The following is an 18,911-nucleotide window of genomic DNA, read 5'->3' on the forward strand; positions in this document are numbered from 1 at the left end:
CGGTCCGGTCCCGGGCCGGGCCCGTCAGCTGTCACGCGGCTCGCTCACTCCCGTCAGATACGCCGAGACCACCACATTCGCCGTGTAGGAGTCCGTCGCACGGTCGAAGGTGCCACCGCAGGTGATCAGCCGCAGTTCCGCGCGGGACTTCTTGTGCGGCCCGTAGACCTTGTGCGCGTCGAAGCGGTCCCTGCCGAAGACCCGCACATCGTCGATGGTGAACTCGGCGGTCTTCCCGTCGGCCCTGGTCACCCGGATCTTGGCGCCGGGCCGGGCCGCGCTCAGCCCGTGGAACACGGCCGGTTTCGTCTCGGTGTCGGCGTGGCCCACGAAGAGCGCGGCGCCCTCCGCGCCCGGCTGGACCCCGCCGCTGTACCAGCCGACCGCGCGCGGTGTCCCGTACGGCGGCGGATCGACCGCCCCGGTGTCATCGAGCCCCCGGGCCACGACCGGCGCGTCGATCCCTATCGACGGCACCTCCACGCGCCGGGGCTCCGCCGGGTCCAGCGGGGTACGGGCCGGTGGCCGCGCCACCCCCTGCGGGCGGCCGACCGCCGCCACATCGCCGGTGGTGAGCGCGGACCACCCGCCGGGTCCTTCGCCGACGTCGCGGCCCCAGAGCCAGAGCACCAGCAGCAGGACGGCCCAGGTCACTCCGGCCAGCAGTCTGCCGACGCCCGGCGTCGCGCTCCGGCCGGACATATCAGTCCGCGTCCCGGTCGGAGTGGCGCGAGCGCCGTGCGCTCCTGAGGGCCACGGCAACCGCCGCGACGCCCGCCAGGACGAGTCCGATCACCGCGTGCGGGGTACCGGGCCCGGTCGCCTCGGCGGCCGTCCGCGAATCCGTCCGTTCCGTCCGTTCCGTCCGTTCGTCACCGCCCACGCCCCGTACCCCGTGTACGTCGCCCACGTCGGTGGCCACATCCGCGGCGGCGGCCAGGGGTGCCGTACCGCCGCCGCCCGCCCGGACCGGCGCGACGGGACTGGCGTACTGCTCGGGCCGGTCCTGTCTGGCGTGGGCGACGACCTCGAAGCCGCCCGCGCCCGCGTGGCCATGACCGTCGCAGCGTACGTCGATCTCGTATCTGCCCTCCTTGGCGGAGGATCCGACGAGGGTGGATCCGGTCAACGCGCCGCCGGCGCGGTCCCTCAGCCGCGCGTCTGCGGCGAAGGCCCGCGACACGGCGGCTGCCGAGCCGCTACGGCAGCCCTCGGCCCTGATCTCGATCTCGCCGCCCGGGGCGACGGCGGACGGAGTGAGCGTGACCCGTACGGAATCATGGGCCTGCGCGGTGGCGGCGCCGAGGACAGGCGTGGCCATCAGCACGGCGACCGCTCCCGCGCCACGGAGCGCGAGCAACCCTGAACGCATCGTGATACCTCCTGGTACACGACAGACTCACGCGCGCCGAGGGTTTTCGCATCCTCAGCGCGCGGTCACTCGCTCATACGCCGCACGGACACACTCAGACGCCCCTCGGACACGCCCTCAGGTACCGCCCTCAGACCCGGTCGATCAGGTCGGCGATCGAGTCGACGATCGTCGACGGGCGGAACGGGTAGCGGTCCACATCGCCGGGGGTGGTCACGCCGGTCAGCACCAGGAAGGTCTCCATCCCGGCCTCCAGTCCGGCCAGCACATCGGTGTCCATCCGGTCACCGATCATCGCGCTGGTCTCGGAGTGCGCGCCGATGGCGTTGAGCCCGGTCCGCATCATCAGGGGGTTGGGCTTGCCCGCGAAGTACGGCTCCTTGCCTGTGGCCTTGGTGATCAGCGCGGCGACGGCGCCGGTCGCGGGCAGCGGTCCCTCAGTCGAGGGGCCGGTCTCGTCGGGGTTGGTGCAGATGAACCGCGCTCCGCCGTTGATCAGCCGGATCGCCCGGGTCAGCGCCTCGAAGCTGTACGTACGGGTCTCGCCGAGCACCACATAGTCCGGCTCGTGGTCGGTGAGGATATAGCCGATGTCGTGCAGGGCCGTGGTCATCCCGGCCTCGCCGATGACATACGCCGTACCGCCGGGCCGCTGGTCCTCCAGGAACTTGGCGGTCGCGAGCGCCGAGGTCCAGATGTTGTCCACGGGCACATCCAGCCCCATCCGGGCCAGCCGGGCCTGGAGGTCGCGCGGGGTGTAGATGGAGTTGTTGGTGAGGACGAGGAACGGCCTGCCCGACTCCCGCAGTCGCTTGATGAACTCGGCGGCGCCGGGGATCGGGACCCCCTCATGAATGAGGACGCCGTCCATGTCCGTGAGCCAGGACTCGATCGGCTTGCGCTCTGCCACTGGACTGTTCTCCGCTCTGCGGTGGCCAATAATGGACGGTCCGACACGCCCAGCCTAACCAGGGTGTGCGGTGGACGGCATGGGGTCCCGCCCACCGCACACCCAGGCAGCCAGGTCCTGTCCGGACCTCACAGGGCAAGCGGCGGCACGCTACGGCTGATCGTCTTCATGGGAGCGGTGCCGGGGCGCGATTCAGGTTTCTGGAAGTTCGGCGGTCCGCGGATGTCGAGAACGTGCCACCGGCTCCGTCCCAGGGGCAGCAGCGGCCACCACCGGCCGCCCGAGGAAGAAGGAGCAACCAGCATGGCGATTCAGCGGATGGACAACGTCGGCATCGTCGTCGAGGACATGGACGCCGCCATCGCGTTCTTCGTGGAACTCGGCATGGAGCTGGAGGGCAGGGCGGAGGTCCAGGGCCTCGTCGCCGACCAGTGCACCGGACTCGACGGCGTCCACTGCGACATCGCGATGGTACGGACCCCGGACGGTCACAGCCGGCTCGAACTGGCGAGGTACCGCAGCCCCGCGGCGATCAGCGACGGGCCGCGCGACCGGCCGCACAACATTCTGGGCACGCACCGCGTCATGTTCGCCGTCGACGACATCGAGAACACCGTTGCCCGCCTGCGCCCTCACGGCGCCGAACTCCTCGGCGAGATCGCCCGGTTCGAGGACAGCTATCTGCTCTGCTACGTCCGTGGCCCGGAGGGCATCATCGTCGGACTGGCCGAGCAACTGGGCTGAGAAGGCGGGACCGAACCACGGGGCCGAACGAGAGCGTCGAGGTTCCGAACCCGCCCGACGTCCCCATCGGGGGCCGCCTCCGGGGCCGGCCCGGTCCGCCGACCGGTCCCGGACGGTCCGCTGCCCGGCTCCGGGTGGTCAGCTGCCGGTGGCCGACTTCCAGGCGTCTATGTACGCGTCGAGGTTCTTCTCGATGTCGTTCCAGTCCGGCTCGAAGATCTCGACTCCGTCGATCAGCTTCGTGAGCGCGACGGCGTTGGCGTCGGTGGGCTTGATGTCCGTACGGGCCGGGAAGCCGCCGCCGATCTCGCTGACCTGCCGCTGCGCCCGCTCGGCCAGCATGAAGTCGAGGAGCTTCTTGCCGTTGGCGCTGTGCGGGGCGTCGCTGACCAGACCGGCCGCGTAGGGCAGCGCGAAGGTGGTGGGGCTGCCGCCGTCCTTCGCCGGGAACCAGATGCCGAGGTTCGGCATGGACCTGGCCTGCGCGAAGTTCATCTGGACGTCTCCGTTGGCCACCAGGATCTCGCCCTTGTCGACCTTGGGCGCGAGCTTGGAGGTGGAGGACGACGGGCCGACGTTGTTGGCCTGGAGCTTCTTGAGATAGGCCATCGCCGGCTCCTTCCCGCCGAAGTCGTACATGGCCTTGATGACCACGGCCGTACCATCGCCCGCGACACCGGGCGTCGAGTACTGGAGCTTGTTCCTGTATGCCGGGTCGAGCAGGTCCTCCCAGGTCGTGGGCGCCTGCTTGAGTTCCTTGGTGTTCCGGATGAAGCCGAAGTAGTTGTTGACGACCGCGGTCCAGGTGGAGTCGGCCGACCTGCCCGCCGCGTCGAGGTGCTCGGCGCCGCGCGGAGCGTACGACTGGAGCAGTCCCTTGGCGTCGGCCTGCTGGATGAACGGCGGGAGGGTGACGAGGACATCGGCCTGGGTGTTGGACTTCTCGCGGACGGCGCGCTGTACGACCTCGCCTGATCCGCCCTCGACGTAGTTGACCTTGATGCCGGTCTCCATCTCGAAGTCCTTGAAGACCTGGTCGTACCAGCCGTCGCCGTTCTCGCCCTTGAGTCCGTCGGCGCTGTAGACGGTGACGGACTTCTCGTCCGAGGCGGTGGAGGACGCACCGCAGCCGGTGAGCCCGGTGAGGGAGAGCGCGAGTACGAGACCGCCCGCGAGCAGCGGCACGGCGGGGAACGACCGGTGGGTGAAGGGCAACGGCTGGTGGGTGAAGGCGCGCATAACGTGGTCTTCTCCTAGCGGAAAGTGGCTTTGGTGCGGATACGGGAAAGGGCGAGCAGCACCAGCAGCGTCGTGCCCATCAGAACGACGGCGACGGCCGAGCCGGTGAAGAGGGAGCCGCGGTCGGTGGCGGTGAAGATCCGCACCGGCAGGGGCATCCAGTCGGGCGGATAGAGCATCATCGTGGCGCTCAACTCGCCCATGGACAGGGCGAAGCAGAGGCCGGCGGCCGCGTTGAGCGACGGCAGCAGGAGCGGGATCCGCACCCGCCACAGCACATACGAGGGGCGGGCGCCGAGCGACGCGGCGGCCTGTTCGTACATCGGGTCGAGCCGCCGGACGGCCGCCGACACGGACTGCTGGGCGAACGCGGTGACCAGCACGGTGTGCGCGAGGATCACGATCCAGCGGGTGCCGTTCAGCAGCAGCGGCGGCCGGCTGAACGCGACCAGTACGGCGAGCCCCACGACAACCGACGGCACGGCGACGGGCAGCATGAACAGCGCGTCGAGGAGGCGGCGTCCGCGCCTTTCGAGCGCGGCTCCGGCCAGCGCGGCCCAGGTCCCGATGGTCAGCGCAAGCAGGCTCGCGGTGACGGCTGTGATCAGGCTGGTCGTCAGGGCCTGCAGAGATTCACCGCGTACGGCGGCGCTGTAGTGCCCGGCGGTCGGCCCGGAGGGCAGCGCGCCCGACCAGTTCGTGGAGAACGACGCGGCGACCACGACGAGCAGCGGCAGCGCGAAGAGCGGGAGGAAAAGGACGAGGAAGCCGCCCCAGGCGGCCCAGCGTCCCGTACGGCTATGCACCAGCACGGCGAGCCACCACTCGGTAGATGGCGTACAGCCCGACGGAGAGGGCGACATTGACGACGGCGACCACGCAGGCGGCCGGATAGTCGGATTCGAGGATCGCCTTGCTGTAGACGAGCGTCGGCAGGGTCGTGACCCCCTTGGCGCCGGTGAAGAGCACGATGCCGAACTCGTTGAGGCAGAGGACGAGGACGAGACTGCCGCCGGCGGCGAGCGCGGGCAGCGCCTCGGGCAGGATCACCCGCCGCACGATCCTGGCCGGCCGGGCACCGAGCGAGGACGCCACTTCGAGCTGCGCGGGGTCGAGTTGGGAGAAGGCGGCGAGCAGCGGGCGTATCACGAAGGGCGTGAAGTACGTGATCTCCGCGAGGAGCACTCCCCAGGGGGTGGTCAGAAACGCGACCGGCCCGGACGCGGCGCCCGTGAGGTCCGTCCAAGCACCGTTGACCATGCCGACCGTGCCGTAGATGAACAGCAGGGCGAGCGTGATCAGGAAGGACGGGAAGGAGAGGAAGACGTCGATGAAGCGGGCGACGGCCCGGCTGCCCGGGAACGGTACGAAGGCGATGACCAGGGCGAGGGCGAAGCCGAGGACCAGACAGCCGGCGGTCGAGCCGACGGCCAGCAGGACCGTGGTGGTGAGCGCCTCCCGGAAGGCCGTTGAGGTGAAGACCTCGGTGTACGGCCCGATCGAGATGCCGCCCTCGTCGGGGGAGAAGGACTGCCGGACGACCAGCGCGAGCGGATAGAGGAAGAAGAGACCGAGCGCGGCGACGGGCGGCAGGACCCCGAGAAGCCTGCGGTCGCGCCGGGCTCCACGGGGCTTCGGCGCCTTGCGGCCCTTCGGCGTCCCGTGATCCTTCGGCGTCCTCCTGCCGGAGCGTCGTACGGGCTCGCTCGCCGCCGCGGCAGCGGACACGGCACCGGGCACGGCGCTAGACATCGGGTCCACCAGCCGCACCGGCGGGCAGCAGCACCGCGTCCTCTGGCGCGAAGTGCACGGTCACCTCGTCGCCGAGGGCCGGGGGCTCGCGCAGTTCCCGTACGTCCGCCTTGAGCCGGTGGCCGGCCACCTCCACGTACAGCCGGTGGGTGGAGCCGCGCCACTGCACCTCGGCGACCGTGCCGCGCAGGGCGTTGGGCCCGGCGCCGAGGCCGACGAGGTGCGGGCGGACGCAGAGGGTCGCCGTGGCGCCCCGCGCCGCGTCGCCGGTCGCGACCTCGATCTCCGTACCCGCGAAGCCGACCCCGGCCGCGCCGACCGTGACGGGCAGCAGATTCGCGTTGCCGACGAAGGACGCCGTGAACTCGGAACGGGGGGTGCGGTACAGCTCGCGCGGGGTGCCGCAGTCCGTCAGCCGGGCCCGGTCCATGACGGCGATCCGGTCCGCCAGGGTGAGCGCCTCGACCTGGTCGTGGGTGACGTACAGGATGGAGACGTCGGGCAACTCGCGGTGCAGCCGGGCCAGTTCGGTGAGCATTCCGGAGCGCAGCCGCGCGTCGAGCGCGGAGAGCGGCTCGTCGAGGAGCAGCACCCGGGGGCGGATGGCGAGCGCGCGGGCGATGGCGACGCGCTGCTGCTGACCGCCGGAGAGTTCGCGCGGGTAGCGCCGGGCGTACGCGGCCATGCCGGTCAGTCCGAGCGCCTCGGCGACACGGCCGGGGATCTCGCCCCTGGGAACCTTCGGGGCCCGCTGCGCCTTGAGCCCGAAGGCGACGTTCTCCTCGACCCGCAGATGCGGGAAGAGCGCGTACTGCTGGACGACCATGCCGATGCCGCGCCGGTACGGCGGCAGGTCGGTGACGTCCCGGCCTCCGATGAACACCCGTCCGGCGACGGGACGTACGAATCCGGCCACGGCGCGCAGCGCGGTCGTCTTGCCGGAGCCGGAGGGGCCGAGAAGTGCCATGAACTCCCCGGGCTCGACGGTCAGATCGAGGGAGTCGAGGACGGTGGTCCCGCCGTACGCGACCGAGACGCCGGCGAAGCGGATGCCGCTGTGCGAAGACGAGGAGGGGGACAGGGAAGGGGACGGGGAAGGGGACGGGGACGGAGACGGAGACGGAGAAGGGGCCGGAGAAGGGGGCGCGGTGCCGTCTTGGGGGGTGGCGGCCCTGACCACGGGGTCGGTCATCACTCCGCCTCCGCCGCGGCGAGGGCGGCCGGCAGACCGGCGACCGACGCAAGGACGTGCGTCGCGCCGTTCGCCTCCAGCGCGTCCCGGTCATGAGCACCGGTGAGCACGCCCGCGACGATCCGCGCGCCGGACCGTACCCCGCTGAGCATGTCGTACGACGTGTCACCGGCGACCGCGATCTCCCGGACCCCGTCGGCCGCGCCGGTGCGCAGGAAGGCCGCGAGCACCATGTCCGGGTACGGGCGCCCGCGCCCGCCCGCGTCGGCCGGGCAGAGGGTGAGCTCCACCAGGTCCCGCCAGCCCAGGGCGTCGAGGATCGCGTCCTGGGTGACGCGGGCGAAGCCCGTGGTCAGCACCACCGTCCGGCCGTCGGCGCGCAGCTCCTCGATGGCGTCGCGCGCACCGGCCACGGGCGCGATGTGCCCGGCGGCGACCAGCTCCCCGTACGCCGTCTCGAAGGCGGTGTTGGCCTGCTGGGCCTTCGCCTCGTCGCCGAAGAGATGCCGGAAGACGGAGATCTTGGACTCGCCCATGGTGGCGCGCACATGACCGAGCATCGACTCCGGCTCGGCGCCCATCCGGCGCACCGCCGCCGAGAACGCGCGCTCGACGAGTCCGCCGTCGGCGACCGTGGTGCCCGCCATGTCCAGCACGACGAGCTTGATCGCGCCCTTGGTGCCGCCGGTCGGCTTTCCCGTCCCGTTCTTCTCGTCCACCTTGTTCACCTCGCTCGCCCCACTCGCCGTTCTCGCCTTGCTCGCCGTTCTCGCCTTGCTCGTCTCACTTCCGCTGCTCACCCTGCTCACCTCGCTCACCAGTCCAGTTCGTTCGCGGTCGTCTCGGCGATGGCGGGCGAGCAGGTCATCCCGCGCCCGCCCGGCCCCGTCACCAGCCACACCCCGTCCCGCACCCGCTGCCGGTGCACGACCCGGCTGGTGTCGGTGCACTGCGCGTACACCCCGGCCCAGCGACGCCGGATCCTCGGCAGCGGACGGCCGAGGAAGGACTCGACGACGGCGGCGAGATGCGCGTACGGGTCGTCCAGCAGGTCGAAGGCGAAGGGGTGCGCGTACTCGTGGGTGTCGCCGATGGTCAGCCCGCCGTCCTCGCGCTGCACCATCAGCAGTTGCATCCGGTGCTCGGCGGCCACGGGGGCCTGTGCCTGCCCGGAGTTGAGCGCGTCGAGCGCCGCGCTCGCGTAGGCCGGGTAGTAGCGGAAGCTGTCGGCGTCGGCGACAGAGGTCGTGAGGTCCTCGCCGAGCGGATCGGTCTGCATCATCTGGAGGCGCACGCGCCGCACGGGCAGATCGGGCACCAGCTCGCGGACGAGCCCGCTCAGCGCGGCGCCCGTACAGAGGATGACGGCGTCGCCGGAGTGCGTCTCGCCATGGTCGTCACGGACGGCGTGCTCCCCGACGACCTCGCGCACCTCGCGCCCGCCGAGGTAGGTGTACCGCCCGGACGCCAGCAGCTCCCGCTTGAGGGCGAGTTGGGCCGTACGCGGCTCGACGGCGGCGTCCCGCTCGCACCACAGCGCGGCCGTGAAGTCCCCCCGGAGCGCCGGGTTGACCTGCCGCGCCTCGGTGGCGGTGAGCAGTCGGTAGCCGCGAGCGGCGGCGTCGGGGCGGGAGGCCGCCGACTCGGCGACAGCGAACTCCAGTTCGGTACGCACGGGCGTCAGTGAGCCGTTGGCCCGGAAGCCCAGATCAGGAACGCGGCGGCCGATGTCCTCCCACAGCTCACGGGCCCGCAGCGCCGTCTCCAGCTCCTCGCCGCCCGCCCGGCCGCTCACCCAAATCTGCCCGAAATTACGGAGAGAGGCCCCTCGCGCCTCGGTCTCCCGCTCGATCTGTACGACCTCGTGGCCGCGGTTCACTGCGTGCCAGGCGTGCATGGTTCCCACCACGCCGGCTCCTACGACGATGACTCTCACGGCGGCAACGCTCCTCGCGGGTAGTGGCCCGGAGCCGTCCGGTCGGCGACCGGACGGTGAACGGGCCCTCAAGCTTGGACCAGACCCGTTATCTTTCCGTGATCGAGCGGGATATTCATGGCCGCCGTGGCGGCTGGTCGCCAGTCGTTGAACCGTCAGTCGCCGGTCGCGCCCAGGTGCGTGGTGAAGCTGAACCGGTCCCCGCGGAAGAGGGTGCGTACGCGCTCCAGCGGGGTGCCCTCCGTATCGCGCGAGACGCGGTGGATCAGCAGCATGGGCAGGGCAGGCGGGGTGCCGATCAGCAGCGCCTCGCGCGGGGTGGCGAGAACGGTCTCGATCCGTTCGTCCGCGTCGCCGAAGGCGATGCCGAGCTCGTCGCGGAGATAGGCGTAGAAGGACGAGTCGGGGTCGAACTCCGCGGCCAGGGAAGGCGCTCGGGCGGCGGAGACATAGGTGCTCTCCAGACCGACCCTCTCGTCGTCGGCCAGCAGCACTCGTTCCATGTGCCAGACCTGCTCGCCGCGCGTCATCCCCGTCTCGGCGGCCAGCGAGGGCGGGCACGGGAAGCGGTCGAGTGAGATGAGGCTGCGGCCCGGCCGGCGGCCCTGCCTGCGTACGCCCTCGGTGTAGCTGGCGAGCGAAAGCGGCTGCTCCAGCTTGGGGCCCGCGACGACCGTTCCCCTGCCCTGCCTGCGCAGCCGGCCCTCCAGCAGCAGTTCGCGCAGGGCCTGGCGCACGGTCTCGCGGGAGACCTCGTACCGTACGGCCAGATCGCGCTCGGTGGGGAGCAGCCCCCCTTCGCCCAACTCCTCTATCAGGACGGCGACCCGTGCCTTGACCGCGTAGTACTTGGGGATGCGGCCGTGCTCAGGGATACCTGAGCGGACGGGGGCGCCGGGTGCCTGGTCGTTCGGGTAGTCCACGGGTGGATGTTCGCACGGGGCGGGCGAACCCGGCCGGTCAGGGGCGCCCGGCCCGCGGCTCAGGGGTGCCCGGCCCACGGCTCAGAGGCGCCCGGCCCGCAGCCGCCGTACGCCGAGGACCAGTACGACCCCGGCCGTGAGCAGCGCCGCGGCGGCGGCGATACGGCCGGTGAGGTCGCCGCCGGTTCCGGTGCGGGCGAGTGCGGGCGGGGGTTCGGAGGGGGCGGAGGGGGCGGAGGGGGCGGAGGGGGCGAAGGAGCGTGCGCCGGGGGTGGCGGTGGACGGGGGTATGGGGCCGGACGGGCGCGTCACGCCACTGCCGGAGTCCGGGGCCGTGCTCGCCGCCGTGCTCGCTCTCGCGTGCGCGTCCGTCCTCTTTTCCTTGTCGCCGTTCACTCCGCCCGCGCCGATGGCGAAGCCGTACGGGTTGGACTCCCCCACCCAGTCACCGTCACGGCCCCGGCGCTGTACGGTCGCGGCGCTCATCAGGACCCTGTTCGGGCGCGTGTCCGCGGCGAACGCGAGCCGTGCGCTGATGGTCACGGTCCGGCCGCCGGGGATGACGAAGCCCGGGAAGCCGTCGTTGAGGACACCGACGATCTCGTCCTCGTCGGTCTTCTCCAGCGACAGCGTGCGCCACCGCCCTCCGTCGCCCGACGTCGCCGGCCTGATCTGCAACGTGACTTGGGAGACGGCGAGTGTCCTGTCCCGGTCGGCGAGGACGACCACGGGATGGATGTGTTGGCAGTCCGCGTCGGTGGTGTTGGTCAGATCGAGATACCAGGCCCCGGGACCGCCGCCGGGCCGGAAACCGGCGGGCCCGCCGTGGATACGGGCCTCGATCGGGAAATCGCGGTCGAACACGTCGCCGCAGCGAGGCTCACGCGCACCGGCTGTGGTTACCGGGACAGCCGTCGCCCGCACTGCCTGCGCTGCCGACCCTGCCCGCGTCGCCCGCGTCGCCTGTGCTGCCCGCGCTTCCGGGGTGAGCGCGGGCAGTACGGACAGGGCGGCGGGCACGATCGCGGTGGCCGCGGTGACGCCGAGGGTGAAGACGCGACGGAGCCGCTCGGTTCGCGCGGGACGACTGGATCGCGAGGAGAACGAGGAGCACGAGGAGAACGTGGGTCGCATGGATCGCATGGGTCGCACGGCCTTTGCTGATCGCGTGACGGGCGGGCGGTCGGGCAGTCGGGCGGTCGAGCGGTGGTGGGGGGTCGAGCGGTCGGGCGCTTTCGAGCGGTCGAAACGGTCGGGTCGAAGCGGTCGAGCGGTCGAAACGGTCGGGAGGCCGGGGCAGTTGCCTCGCCGGCCGGTCGGCCGCCCTGGGACGGGACCCGCATCCTCGACGCTGTCATGTGCCGGAGGCCCGACCCGAGTGCTGTACCCCCAAATGGATGACCGATCGAACAGATGAACTCGATCAGCCCAGCTCCGCACCTCGGCGGTGCCGGAACACCGGCGCCAGCACCAACTGCGCCGCCCCCTCCGCGACCGGGTGCGCGCCTCCTTCGGCCGCCGCCACCGGGATGCCCGTGCCCCGGGCGCGTTCGGCGACGACGGCGCCCACTCCCCGTACGAAGCGCTCCTCATGCGCGGCGATCGTCCGGCCACCGAGCAGCACACGGTCGATGTCGAGCAGCCCCACCAGATTGGCCGCCCCGGCGCCGAGCACCCGCGCGGCCTCCGCCAGATCGCCGCGGGCGACCGCCGCCAGACAGAGCGCCTCGATACAGCCGCGGTTTCCGCACTCGCACAGGGGCCCGTCGAGCTGGATGACCTGGTGACCGAACTCGCCCGCGCCGGTGCGCGCGCCGCGGTGGAGCGTGCCGCCGAGGACGAGTCCGGCCCCCAGGCCCGTGCCGAGATGGAGATACACGAACGAGTCGCCGGGTCCGCGCGGCGCGAGTCCGAGGGCGGCGGCGTTGGTGTCCTTGTCGAGGACGACGGGGAGCTGGAGCCGGGCGGCGAGGGCCTCGCGCAGCGGGAAACCGTCCCACTGCGGAAAGCCGGTGACGCGCCGGGGTACGCCGGTGACGTGATCGAGCGGACCGGGCATCGCGACTCCCACGCCGAGCGGTTCCCCGACACCGAGCGGTGCTCCGACTCCGAGCGGTTCCCCGACGCCGAACGGTGCTCCGACTCCGAGCCCCGCCTGTAGGGAATCCACGCGCGTGCGCCCGGCCCCGCCCCGTACCGCGTCGCCCCGTACCGCCGCGGCGCGTACCGCGTCCACCTGCACCGCCGCCGCCTCGATCACCCGCTCCGCCCCCGCCCCGAGGTCGAACGGAACCCTCCGTACCGCCACCGGCGTGCCGGCCAGGTCGACCAGGACCGCCGTCAGTTCGTCGCGATCCAGATGCAGGCCCACGGCGTGCGCGGCCGAGGGGACGAGCCGCAGTACGGTCCGGGGCTTACCGCCAGTGGAGGCCCGGCGCCCGGCCTCCGCCGCCATGCCCTCCGCGCGCAGCCTGGCCGTGATCTTGCTGACCGCCTGCGGGGTGAGGCCGGTGCGCTCGGCCAGTTCCAGCCGGCTGATCCCGCCCTCGCCCGCCGTACGCAGCAGGTCGAGCACCAGCGCCGCGTTGTGCCCGCGCAGCACCGGAAGGTTGGCTCCCGCGCTCCCTCTGTTCACGCCTCCGATCACGCCGCTGTTCACGCCTCGGTTCGCGCCCCCGCTCACGCCTCTGTTCACATCCGTCACGTCTGCCATTGTCACTCCTGCTTGCACTTTGGAAACACCGTTGCTTAAGTGGACGTATGACTGGTACCGGCACCCCTCTGCGCGTCGGGCTCGTGGGCTACGGCCTCGCGGGCTCCGTCTTCCACGCCCCGCTGATCGCCGCCACCGACGGGCTCGTACTCGACACGGTCGTCACCTCCAGCCCGGAGCGCAGGGAGCAGGCGCGCGCCGAGTTCCCTGACGTACGGTTCGCGGCCTCGCCGGACGAACTGTGGCAGCGGGCGGACAGCCTCGACCTCATCGTCATCGCCTCCCCCAACAAGACCCACGTCCCGATCGCGACGGCCGCGCTCAAGGCCGGTCTGCCGGTCGTCGTGGACAAGCCGATCGCCGGAAGCGCGGCCGAGGCGCGCGAGCTGGCCGCGCTCGCCGAGGAGCGCGGGCTGCTGCTCTCCGTCTTCCAGAACCGCCGCTGGGACAACGACTTCCTCACGCTCACCCGTCTCGTCGCGGCCGGCGAGCTGGGCGAGGTACAGCGCTTCGAGTCCCGCTTCGAGCGGTGGCGCCCACAGCTCAAGGGCGGCTGGCGCGAGTCGGGCGCGGCGGAGGAGATCGGAGGTCTGCTGTACGACCTCGGAAGCCATGTCGTCGACCAGGCGCTGGTGCTGTTCGGCCCGGCGGTACGGGTGTACGCGGAGGCGGACGTACGCCGTCCCGGCGCCGAGACCGACGATGACACCTTCATCGCGATCACCCACGCGAACGGCGTGCGCTCGCATCTCTACGCCAGTGCCACCACCGCCCAGCTGGGCCCGCGCTTCCGGGTGCTGGGCTCGGCGGCCGGCTATGTGAAGCACGGACTCGACCCCCAGGAGGCGGATCTGCGCGAGGGCAGGCGGCCGGGCAGCGGTGCCGCCTGGGGCGTGGAGTCCGAGTCGCTGTGGGGCCGGATCGGGGCCGGGGAATCGCCGTTCACGGGCGGTGGCCACCCCGTGGAGACCGAGCCGGGCGACTATCCGGCGTACTACGCGGGGATCGCCACCGCGCTGCGCGAGGGCACCGCGCCGCCGGTGACGGCGCACGAGGCCGCGGCGGCGCTCGACGTACTGGAAGCGGCGCGGCGCTCGGCCCGCGAGGGCATCGTGGTCACGCTGGAGGTCCGGTCATGAGCGACGCCGTTCCCGCTACCGACGTTCCCGTTCCCGATTCCGCTGTCCCCGCTACCCCTGTCCCCGTTCCCACATCCCCCACCGTGGCCGAACTCGAAGCGCAGGAAGCCCGGTTGATTCTGCCCCGCTTCACCCACGACGACGCGTGGACGCTGGGCGGTCTGCTGGTCGAGCTGGCGCGCGAGCGGAGCGCGCCGGTGGCGATCGACATCCGCCGGGGCACGCAACAGCTGTTCCACTGCGCGCTGCCGGGCTCGACGGCGGACAACGACGCGTGGATCGACCGCAAGCGCCGGGTCGTGGAGCGGTACGGCGCCAGCTCGTTCCTCGTGGGCACGCGGTTCCGGGCCAAGGGCACCACATTCGAGGACTCCTCCCGCCTCGACCCGGACCTGTACGCGGCGCACGGCGGCTCGTTCCCGATCGCGGTGGAGGGCGCGGGCGTCATCGGCAGCGTGACGGTCTCGGGGCTTCCGCAGGCAGAGGACCACGCCATGGTGGTGCGGGCGCTGGAGCGGCTGCGCGGCTGAGGGGTGGGAGCGGGAGCGGGTACGGGGCGGCCCGGGTACGGAACGGGCGGGCCGCTCCATTGGCCGGGCCGCCTCGCACCCGGGCCGCCTCGCACCCGTGCCGTCCCGCACCCAGGCCGCCTCGCGTCACGCGTCCTTGAACTCCTGGCGCTGCCGCCCCAGTCCCTCGATCTCCAGCTCCACCACATCACCCGCGCGCAGATACGGCTTGGGCTCCGGCTTGCCCAGTGCCACCCCGGCCGGCGTCCCGGTGTTGATGACATCGCCCGGGTAGAGCGTCATGAACTGGCTGACGTACCGCACGACCTCACCCACCCCGAAGATCTGCTCGGCGGTCGTCCCGTCCTGCTTCAGCTCGCCGTTGACGCGGAGCCTGAGCGCCAGCGCCTGCGGGTCGGGCACCTCGTCCGCGGTCACCAGCCAGGGGCCCAGCGGGTTGAACGTCTCGCAGTTCTTGCCCTTGTCCCAGGTACCGCCGCGTTCGATCTGGAACTCGCGCTCGGAGACATCGTGCGAGACGGCGTACCCGGCGACATGCGCCAGCCCGTCCGCCGCGGAGTCCAGATAGCGGGCGGTACGGCCGATGACGACCGCGAGTTCGACCTCCCAGTCGGTCTTGACGCTCCCCCGGGGCACGAGAACGGTGTCGTCGGGACCGACCACGGTGTCCGGCGCCTTGAAGAAGATGATCGGCTCGGCCGGAATCTCCGCTCCGGTCTCCGCCGCGTGGTCGTGGTAGTTCAGCCCGATGCACACGATCTTGCCGATCCGGGCGAGCGGCGGTCCGACGCGCGGCGCGGTTCCGTCGAGTACGGGCAGTTCGCCCGACGCGGCGGCGGCCCGGATCCGGTCGAGCGCCGCGTCATCGGCGAGCAGTGCGCCGTCGATGTCCGTGACCAGCCCGGACAGGTCCCTGAGGGTCGTCCCGTCCTGGTCAAGCAGCGCGGGGCGCTCGGCCCCGGCCGTACCGACACGCAGCAGCTTCATGTCTGTCTCCTCTGGTCGAACATGACCCGGCCGATGGATGCGGCCACCGGAGGGGATTTGGCCGATCCTCCAAGACATCCGATCACACGGCAAGACCCTGTTCACAGCCTGGACCACGTTCACGGCCCGGACCGCCCATCCTCGCCCGTCGGACCGGCCCAGCCTCGGCCCGTCGGGCCGGCCCGTCAGGGTGTGGCGGCGGCCAGTGCGCCCGTCGGATACATGTCCCGGTAGAGGAAGTAGCGTTCCGCCGCCGTCCATGTCGTACTCGTCACCACGTACAGCGCGGCGGCCAGTGGCACGACGGCGACGGTGAACAGCGTCGCGAAGGACAGCAGGGGCATCATCTTCGTCATCGCGCCCATGCCGGGGACCTGCTGCCCGTCGGGCCCCGCGGGCATCGCGGGAGCGTGCGCCATCTGGATCTTCGCCCGGCGGAAGTTGAAGGTGGCGACCCCGGCGACGATCGCGAAGAGGCCCAGATACACGAGCCCCGCGCCGCCCAGTACCCCGCCGTGCGCGAGCGCGTCCGTCCAGCGGTCACCGAGCGGCGCGGCGAAGAGGGAGTGGCCGAGCAGTTCGTTCCGCTCGCCGCCGATCGTCCGGTTGGAGAAGAGGTGGTACATGAGGAAGAACGCGGGCATCTGGAGCAGGCTCGGCAGGCAGCCCGAGAGCGGCGAGACCTTCTCCTTGGCGTGCAGCTCCATGAGCGCCTTCTGCATGCGCTCGGGGTTCTTGCCGTGCTTCTTGCGCAGTTCGGCGATCTGCGGAGCGAGTTTGGTACGTGCTTTCTGGCCGCGGGCGGCCGCGCGGGAGAGGGGGTGGATCGCCAGCCGTACGCAGGCGGTGAAGAGGATGATCGCCGCCGCGGCGGCGCCCGCGCTGAAGAGCGGCTGGAGCAGATTGGCGAGATGTCCGACCAGATTCGCGAAAACGGACATGGTGAGCCCTCCGTGGGTCTCGTCGTGCCGGATGAGATGCAGCTCGGCATGACGACCCGCGTCGGGGGGCCTGGAGAGGGTGCGTACGTACGACAGGTGCCGTACGGACGGGGGCGCTCGGCCCGCCGGGGGCGCGCGTGCCCCGCGTAACCCTGCTCCGCGTACCCCTGCTACGCGGCCGTCGGAAGAAGACGGCCGGGTGCTCGGGGCCTGGTACGGCCCGAGGCGTCGGGGTCCCGTTGGGGCAGGAAGGCGGTACGTTGCTCGCGGTCGCGGATGGCCGTACGCACCCGGTGCCGTGGGTGAGCGGGCACGGTACGCGCGCTGATCAGGGCGCAGACGACGAGGGCGGAGCCCGCGGCGGCCGTGGCGGTGGCGGCGAGCGCGACGGCGGCGGAGAGGCCGCCGGCGTCGAGGAGCAGGACTTCGGCGACGAGGAAGAGCAGCAGCCCGGCGGGGCGCAGCAGCCGCAGCGCGCTGCGGACCATGGCCTGCCCCTCTCGTTCGGTCGTGCTTCCGGGTGCCGGGGCGCTTCGTACGACAAGCACCGCTTCAGCCGTTATACACGATCGGCCGACAGGGGCTGAAGCGGTCGGCGGGGCCGGGGCGGGATCTCGGCGGGGCCGGGGCGGGATCCGGCGTACCGGCGGTGGCCGGTCAGTCGGCGCTCGCTGCGCTGCGGGGAGCACCGTCCGAAGAGGCGGGCGTGACACCGATCCCATGACTCGAATCGAGGGGATCGACGGAATCGACGGAATCGCGGGCATCAAGGGACGCGAGGGATTCGCGGGAATCGAGGGAATCGAGGGAATCGAGGGAATCACGGGCGAGCACGTCCGCGTCGGGCCGCTGGTCGGCGTCGGCCTTGGTCGCGAAGGTCACCACCAGCGCGACGACGAGATTGGCGGCGAGCGCGACGATCCCCGCGTTCACCCCCCACACCGGATCGTGGCCGGTGAAGACCAGCGCGCACACCGTCCCCACCCCCACCGCGAGCCCGCTCAGCCCGCCTGCCGGCGTCAGCCGCCGCCACACCAGCCCCAGCAGCACCATCGGGAGCAGCTGCGCCATCCCCTCGTACGAGATGAGGGAGAGCCGTACGAGCGTGTTGGGCGCGGCGTACGTCAGCACCAGCGCGCCCGCGCCCGCCACCACGACGACCACCTGCGCCGCGCCCTTCTGCCTGGCCCGCCAGCGCGGTACGAGCGAAAGCACGCTGCGCCCCCACATCGTCCCGATCACCAGCATGAACACGGCCATCGGCACGATCGAGGAGAGGGCCGCGGCGACTCCGATGATGCCGACCGCCCACGCGGGCAGCGAGTCGACGACGAGCCGGAAGAGCGCGAGGTTGGAACCGGCGCCGGTGAGCCCGGGGACGACGAAGAGCGCGGCCATGCCGAGCAGCATCGGGATGAAGAGCAGCACGTTGTAGGCGGGCAGCCAGATCGCGTTGCGCCGCAGCGCGTCGGCGTTGCGGGCGCCCAGATAGCCGGCGACGGTGGTGGGGAAGATGACGACGGTCAGCGCGTTGAGCAGGGACGTGGTGACAAACCAGGCCGTGCCCAGCCCGCTGCCGCCCGCTCCGTCGCCGCCGTGTCCCGGCAGGGTCAGCCACTCCGCCTTCTGCGCCACCAGCCGGTCGAGGAGGGGCCCGTACCCGTCGAAGTAGTGCAGCGGCACATAGACGGCGAGGAACCCCAGGGTGCCGATCACCAGTACGTCCTTGAGCACCGAGACCCAGGCGCTCCCCCGCAGCCCGCTCACCACCACGAATCCGGTGGTCACCGCGAAGGCGATGAAATAGCCCCAGTTGAGGCTGATCGCGCCGTACGAGATGGTCGAGACGACCACGCCCATGCCGGTGATCTGGAGCTGGATATACGGCAGGAGAAAGACGGTCGCGAGCACCGCCGTCAGGGCGCCGATCCAGGGCCGCCCGAAGCGGTGGGCGAGTATATCCGTGATCCCCACAAGATCATGGCGGCGTGCATAGCTCCACAACATGGGGCCGACGACATAGCCGACCGCGTAGCCGCAGGACATATAGGCGACCACATAGAGGACGGGTGCGCCGTAGTTGTAGCCCCAGCCCGCGGCGCCCAGATAGCTGAAACTCGTATAGCTCTCGCCGGCCATCAGCACCCAGATGAAGACGGCGCCGAGGCTGCGTCCCCCGACGGACCACTCGGCGATCCCGCCGCCCGTGCGCCGGCGGACGGCGAGCAGCCCGAGACCGACCGTGCCGACCATGAAGACCGCGAAGATCGTGGTGGAGACGGTGGCGTTCACTCCGCTCCCTCCCGGCGCCGCAGCCGCTGATCCCCGCGCCAGGCCAGCGCGACGGCGACGGGCGTCAGCACCGTGGCGCCGAGCAGCCACAGGGACAGGAACGGCAGCCCGAGGATCACGGGTTCCACCCGGTTCACCCAGGGCGGCGCCACCAGGAACAGCACGAACGGAACCAGCAGCCAGAGCAGATGAGGACGGTGTCGGAGCACGTCAGGACCTTAGACGAGGCACGACGGGCCGC

Annotated in this window: 20 protein-coding genes; 3 read left to right on the forward strand and 17 right to left on the reverse strand. The window is 71.6% G+C overall.

All coding sequences use genetic code 11. The features are described 5' to 3' along the window. Positions 1 to 24: 24 nt before the first annotated feature. The 3 genes from ACZ7LS_RS04085 to ACZ7LS_RS04095 all read right to left on the reverse strand — a co-directional run bounded on the left by ACZ7LS_RS04085 (position 25) and on the right by ACZ7LS_RS04095 (position 2,282). Positions 25 to 702 (reverse strand): class F sortase, encoded by a 678-nt coding sequence (locus ACZ7LS_RS04085; protein ID WP_382666298.1) that lies wholly within the window; start codon positions 700 to 702, stop codon positions 25 to 27. 1 nt (position 703) lies between these two features. Then, positions 704 to 1,372 (reverse strand): hypothetical protein, encoded by a 669-nt coding sequence (locus tag ACZ7LS_RS04090; RefSeq protein WP_385132529.1) that lies wholly within the window; start codon positions 1,370 to 1,372, stop codon positions 704 to 706. A gap of 130 nt (positions 1,373 to 1,502) precedes the next feature. Next, positions 1,503 to 2,282: an HAD-IIA family hydrolase gene (locus ACZ7LS_RS04095; RefSeq protein ID WP_356508579.1), complete on the reverse strand. Its 780-nt coding sequence runs from the start codon at positions 2,280 to 2,282 to the stop codon at positions 1,503 to 1,505. A gap of 303 nt (positions 2,283 to 2,585) precedes the next feature. On the opposite strand from ACZ7LS_RS04095, the gene ACZ7LS_RS04100 reads away from it, so the two are divergent. Continuing rightward, on the forward strand, positions 2,586 to 3,026 hold the full coding sequence (locus tag ACZ7LS_RS04100) for a VOC family protein (RefSeq protein ID WP_382521303.1): 441 nt from the start codon (positions 2,586 to 2,588) through the stop codon (positions 3,024 to 3,026). A gap of 138 nt (positions 3,027 to 3,164) precedes the next feature. Here the strand turns inward: ACZ7LS_RS04100 and ACZ7LS_RS04105 are convergent, their stop codons facing one another. The 9 genes from ACZ7LS_RS04105 to ACZ7LS_RS04145 all read right to left on the reverse strand — a co-directional run bounded on the left by ACZ7LS_RS04105 (position 3,165) and on the right by ACZ7LS_RS04145 (position 12,781). Then, the gene (locus tag ACZ7LS_RS04105; protein ID WP_385132525.1) at positions 3,165 to 4,265 is read right to left on the reverse strand and encodes a 2-aminoethylphosphonate ABC transporter substrate-binding protein; all 1,101 of its coding nucleotides are present in this window, start codon (positions 4,263 to 4,265) and stop codon (positions 3,165 to 3,167) included. Between the two features lie 14 nt (positions 4,266 to 4,279). Continuing rightward, the gene (locus tag ACZ7LS_RS04110) at positions 4,280 to 5,077 is read right to left on the reverse strand and encodes an ABC transporter permease (RefSeq protein WP_382521298.1); all 798 of its coding nucleotides are present in this window, start codon (positions 5,075 to 5,077) and stop codon (positions 4,280 to 4,282) included. Then, a complete protein-coding gene (locus ACZ7LS_RS04115; RefSeq protein WP_385132521.1) occupies positions 5,064 to 6,017 on the reverse strand; it encodes a 2-aminoethylphosphonate ABC transporter permease subunit in 954 nt (317 codons plus the stop codon). Before ACZ7LS_RS04115 ends, ACZ7LS_RS04110 begins: the two co-directional genes overlap by 14 nt. After that, entirely contained in the window at positions 6,010 to 7,209 is a 1,200-nt protein-coding gene (locus ACZ7LS_RS04120; protein ID WP_385132518.1) for an ABC transporter ATP-binding protein, read from the reverse strand. Before ACZ7LS_RS04120 ends, ACZ7LS_RS04115 begins: the two co-directional genes overlap by 8 nt. Then, on the reverse strand, positions 7,209 to 7,928 hold the full coding sequence (locus ACZ7LS_RS04125) for a phosphonatase-like hydrolase (RefSeq protein ID WP_385132614.1): 720 nt from the start codon (positions 7,926 to 7,928) through the stop codon (positions 7,209 to 7,211). Before ACZ7LS_RS04125 ends, ACZ7LS_RS04120 begins: the two co-directional genes overlap by 1 nt. Positions 7,929 to 8,023: 95 nt before the next feature. Continuing rightward, positions 8,024 to 9,145: a TIGR03364 family FAD-dependent oxidoreductase gene (locus ACZ7LS_RS04130; RefSeq protein WP_385132516.1), complete on the reverse strand. Its 1,122-nt coding sequence runs from the start codon at positions 9,143 to 9,145 to the stop codon at positions 8,024 to 8,026. Positions 9,146 to 9,300: 155 nt separating this feature from the next. Further along, on the reverse strand, positions 9,301 to 10,068 hold the full coding sequence (locus tag ACZ7LS_RS04135; protein ID WP_382876482.1) for a GntR family transcriptional regulator: 768 nt from the start codon (positions 10,066 to 10,068) through the stop codon (positions 9,301 to 9,303). An 81-nt stretch (positions 10,069 to 10,149) separates the two neighbouring features. Continuing rightward, a complete protein-coding gene (locus ACZ7LS_RS04140) occupies positions 10,150 to 11,202 on the reverse strand; it encodes a hypothetical protein (protein ID WP_385132513.1) in 1,053 nt (350 codons plus the stop codon). 289 nt (positions 11,203 to 11,491) lie between these two features. After that, the gene (locus ACZ7LS_RS04145) at positions 11,492 to 12,781 is read right to left on the reverse strand and encodes an ROK family transcriptional regulator (RefSeq protein ID WP_385132510.1); all 1,290 of its coding nucleotides are present in this window, start codon (positions 12,779 to 12,781) and stop codon (positions 11,492 to 11,494) included. Positions 12,782 to 12,828: 47 nt separating this feature from the next. On the opposite strand from ACZ7LS_RS04145, the gene ACZ7LS_RS04150 reads away from it, so the two are divergent. After that, entirely contained in the window at positions 12,829 to 13,920 is a 1,092-nt protein-coding gene (locus ACZ7LS_RS04150; protein WP_385132507.1) for a Gfo/Idh/MocA family protein, read from the forward strand. Between the two features lie 83 nt (positions 13,921 to 14,003). Beyond that, complete coding sequence (locus ACZ7LS_RS04155; protein ID WP_382666315.1) at positions 14,004 to 14,450, forward strand: heme-degrading domain-containing protein; 447 nt, start codon at positions 14,004 to 14,006, stop codon at positions 14,448 to 14,450. Between the two features lie 126 nt (positions 14,451 to 14,576). Here the strand turns inward: ACZ7LS_RS04155 and ACZ7LS_RS04160 are convergent, their stop codons facing one another. From ACZ7LS_RS04160 to ACZ7LS_RS04180, 5 genes are all read right to left on the reverse strand, one after another. Next, positions 14,577 to 15,437 carry a fumarylacetoacetate hydrolase family protein gene (locus tag ACZ7LS_RS04160; RefSeq protein WP_382521270.1) on the reverse strand — a complete coding sequence of 287 codons (861 nt, stop codon included), beginning with the start codon at positions 15,435 to 15,437 and terminating at the stop codon, positions 14,577 to 14,579. A gap of 185 nt (positions 15,438 to 15,622) precedes the next feature. Continuing rightward, positions 15,623 to 16,378, reverse strand: a complete 756-nt coding sequence (locus ACZ7LS_RS04165; RefSeq protein WP_382666317.1) for a YidC/Oxa1 family membrane protein insertase — start codon at positions 16,376 to 16,378, stop codon at positions 15,623 to 15,625. Positions 16,379 to 16,548: 170 nt separating this feature from the next. Continuing rightward, positions 16,549 to 16,866, reverse strand: a complete 318-nt coding sequence (locus ACZ7LS_RS04170; RefSeq protein WP_129769033.1) for a DUF6412 domain-containing protein — start codon at positions 16,864 to 16,866, stop codon at positions 16,549 to 16,551. 169 nt (positions 16,867 to 17,035) lie between these two features. After that, positions 17,036 to 18,670, reverse strand: coding sequence for a sodium:solute symporter family protein (locus ACZ7LS_RS04175; protein ID WP_385132502.1), 1,635 nt, complete (start codon positions 18,668 to 18,670; stop codon positions 17,036 to 17,038). Beyond that, complete coding sequence (locus ACZ7LS_RS04180; RefSeq protein WP_382521262.1) at positions 18,667 to 18,879, reverse strand: DUF3311 domain-containing protein; 213 nt, start codon at positions 18,877 to 18,879, stop codon at positions 18,667 to 18,669. The genes ACZ7LS_RS04175 and ACZ7LS_RS04180 overlap by 4 nt, the downstream gene beginning before the upstream one ends. Positions 18,880 to 18,911: the final 32 nt, after the last annotated feature.

The organism is Streptomyces sp. NPDC039430 (assembly GCF_055639435.1).

Bases quoted from the DNA above. Each gene is read 5' to 3' on its own strand.
- ACZ7LS_RS04115 (WP_385132521.1), bottom strand. From the start codon at position 6,017: ATGTCTAGCGCCGTGCCCGGTGCCGTGTCCGCTGCCGCGGCGGCGAGC.
- ACZ7LS_RS04105 (WP_385132525.1), bottom strand. From the start codon at position 4,265: ATGCGCGCCTTCACCCACCAGCCGTTGCCCTTCACCCACCGGTCGTTC.
- ACZ7LS_RS04120 (WP_385132518.1), bottom strand. From the start codon at position 7,209: ATGACCGACCCCGTGGTCAGGGCCGCCACCCCCCAAGACGGCACCGCG.
- ACZ7LS_RS04100 (WP_382521303.1), top strand. From the start codon at position 2,586: ATGGCGATTCAGCGGATGGACAACGTCGGCATCGTCGTCGAGGACATG.
- ACZ7LS_RS04140 (WP_385132513.1), bottom strand. From the start codon at position 11,202: ATGCGACCCACGTTCTCCTCGTGCTCCTCGTTCTCCTCGCGATCCAGT.
- ACZ7LS_RS04090 (WP_385132529.1), bottom strand. From the start codon at position 1,372: ATGCGTTCAGGGTTGCTCGCGCTCCGTGGCGCGGGAGCGGTCGCCGTG.
- ACZ7LS_RS04150 (WP_385132507.1), top strand. From the start codon at position 12,829: ATGACTGGTACCGGCACCCCTCTGCGCGTCGGGCTCGTGGGCTACGGC.
- ACZ7LS_RS04165 (WP_382666317.1), bottom strand. From the start codon at position 16,378: ATGTCCGTTTTCGCGAATCTGGTCGGACATCTCGCCAATCTGCTCCAG.
- ACZ7LS_RS04145 (WP_385132510.1), bottom strand. From the start codon at position 12,781: ATGGCAGACGTGACGGATGTGAACAGAGGCGTGAGCGGGGGCGCGAAC.
- ACZ7LS_RS04170 (WP_129769033.1), bottom strand. From the start codon at position 16,866: ATGGTCCGCAGCGCGCTGCGGCTGCTGCGCCCCGCCGGGCTGCTGCTC.
- ACZ7LS_RS04085 (WP_382666298.1), bottom strand. From the start codon at position 702: ATGTCCGGCCGGAGCGCGACGCCGGGCGTCGGCAGACTGCTGGCCGGA.
- ACZ7LS_RS04160 (WP_382521270.1), bottom strand. From the start codon at position 15,437: ATGAAGCTGCTGCGTGTCGGTACGGCCGGGGCCGAGCGCCCCGCGCTG.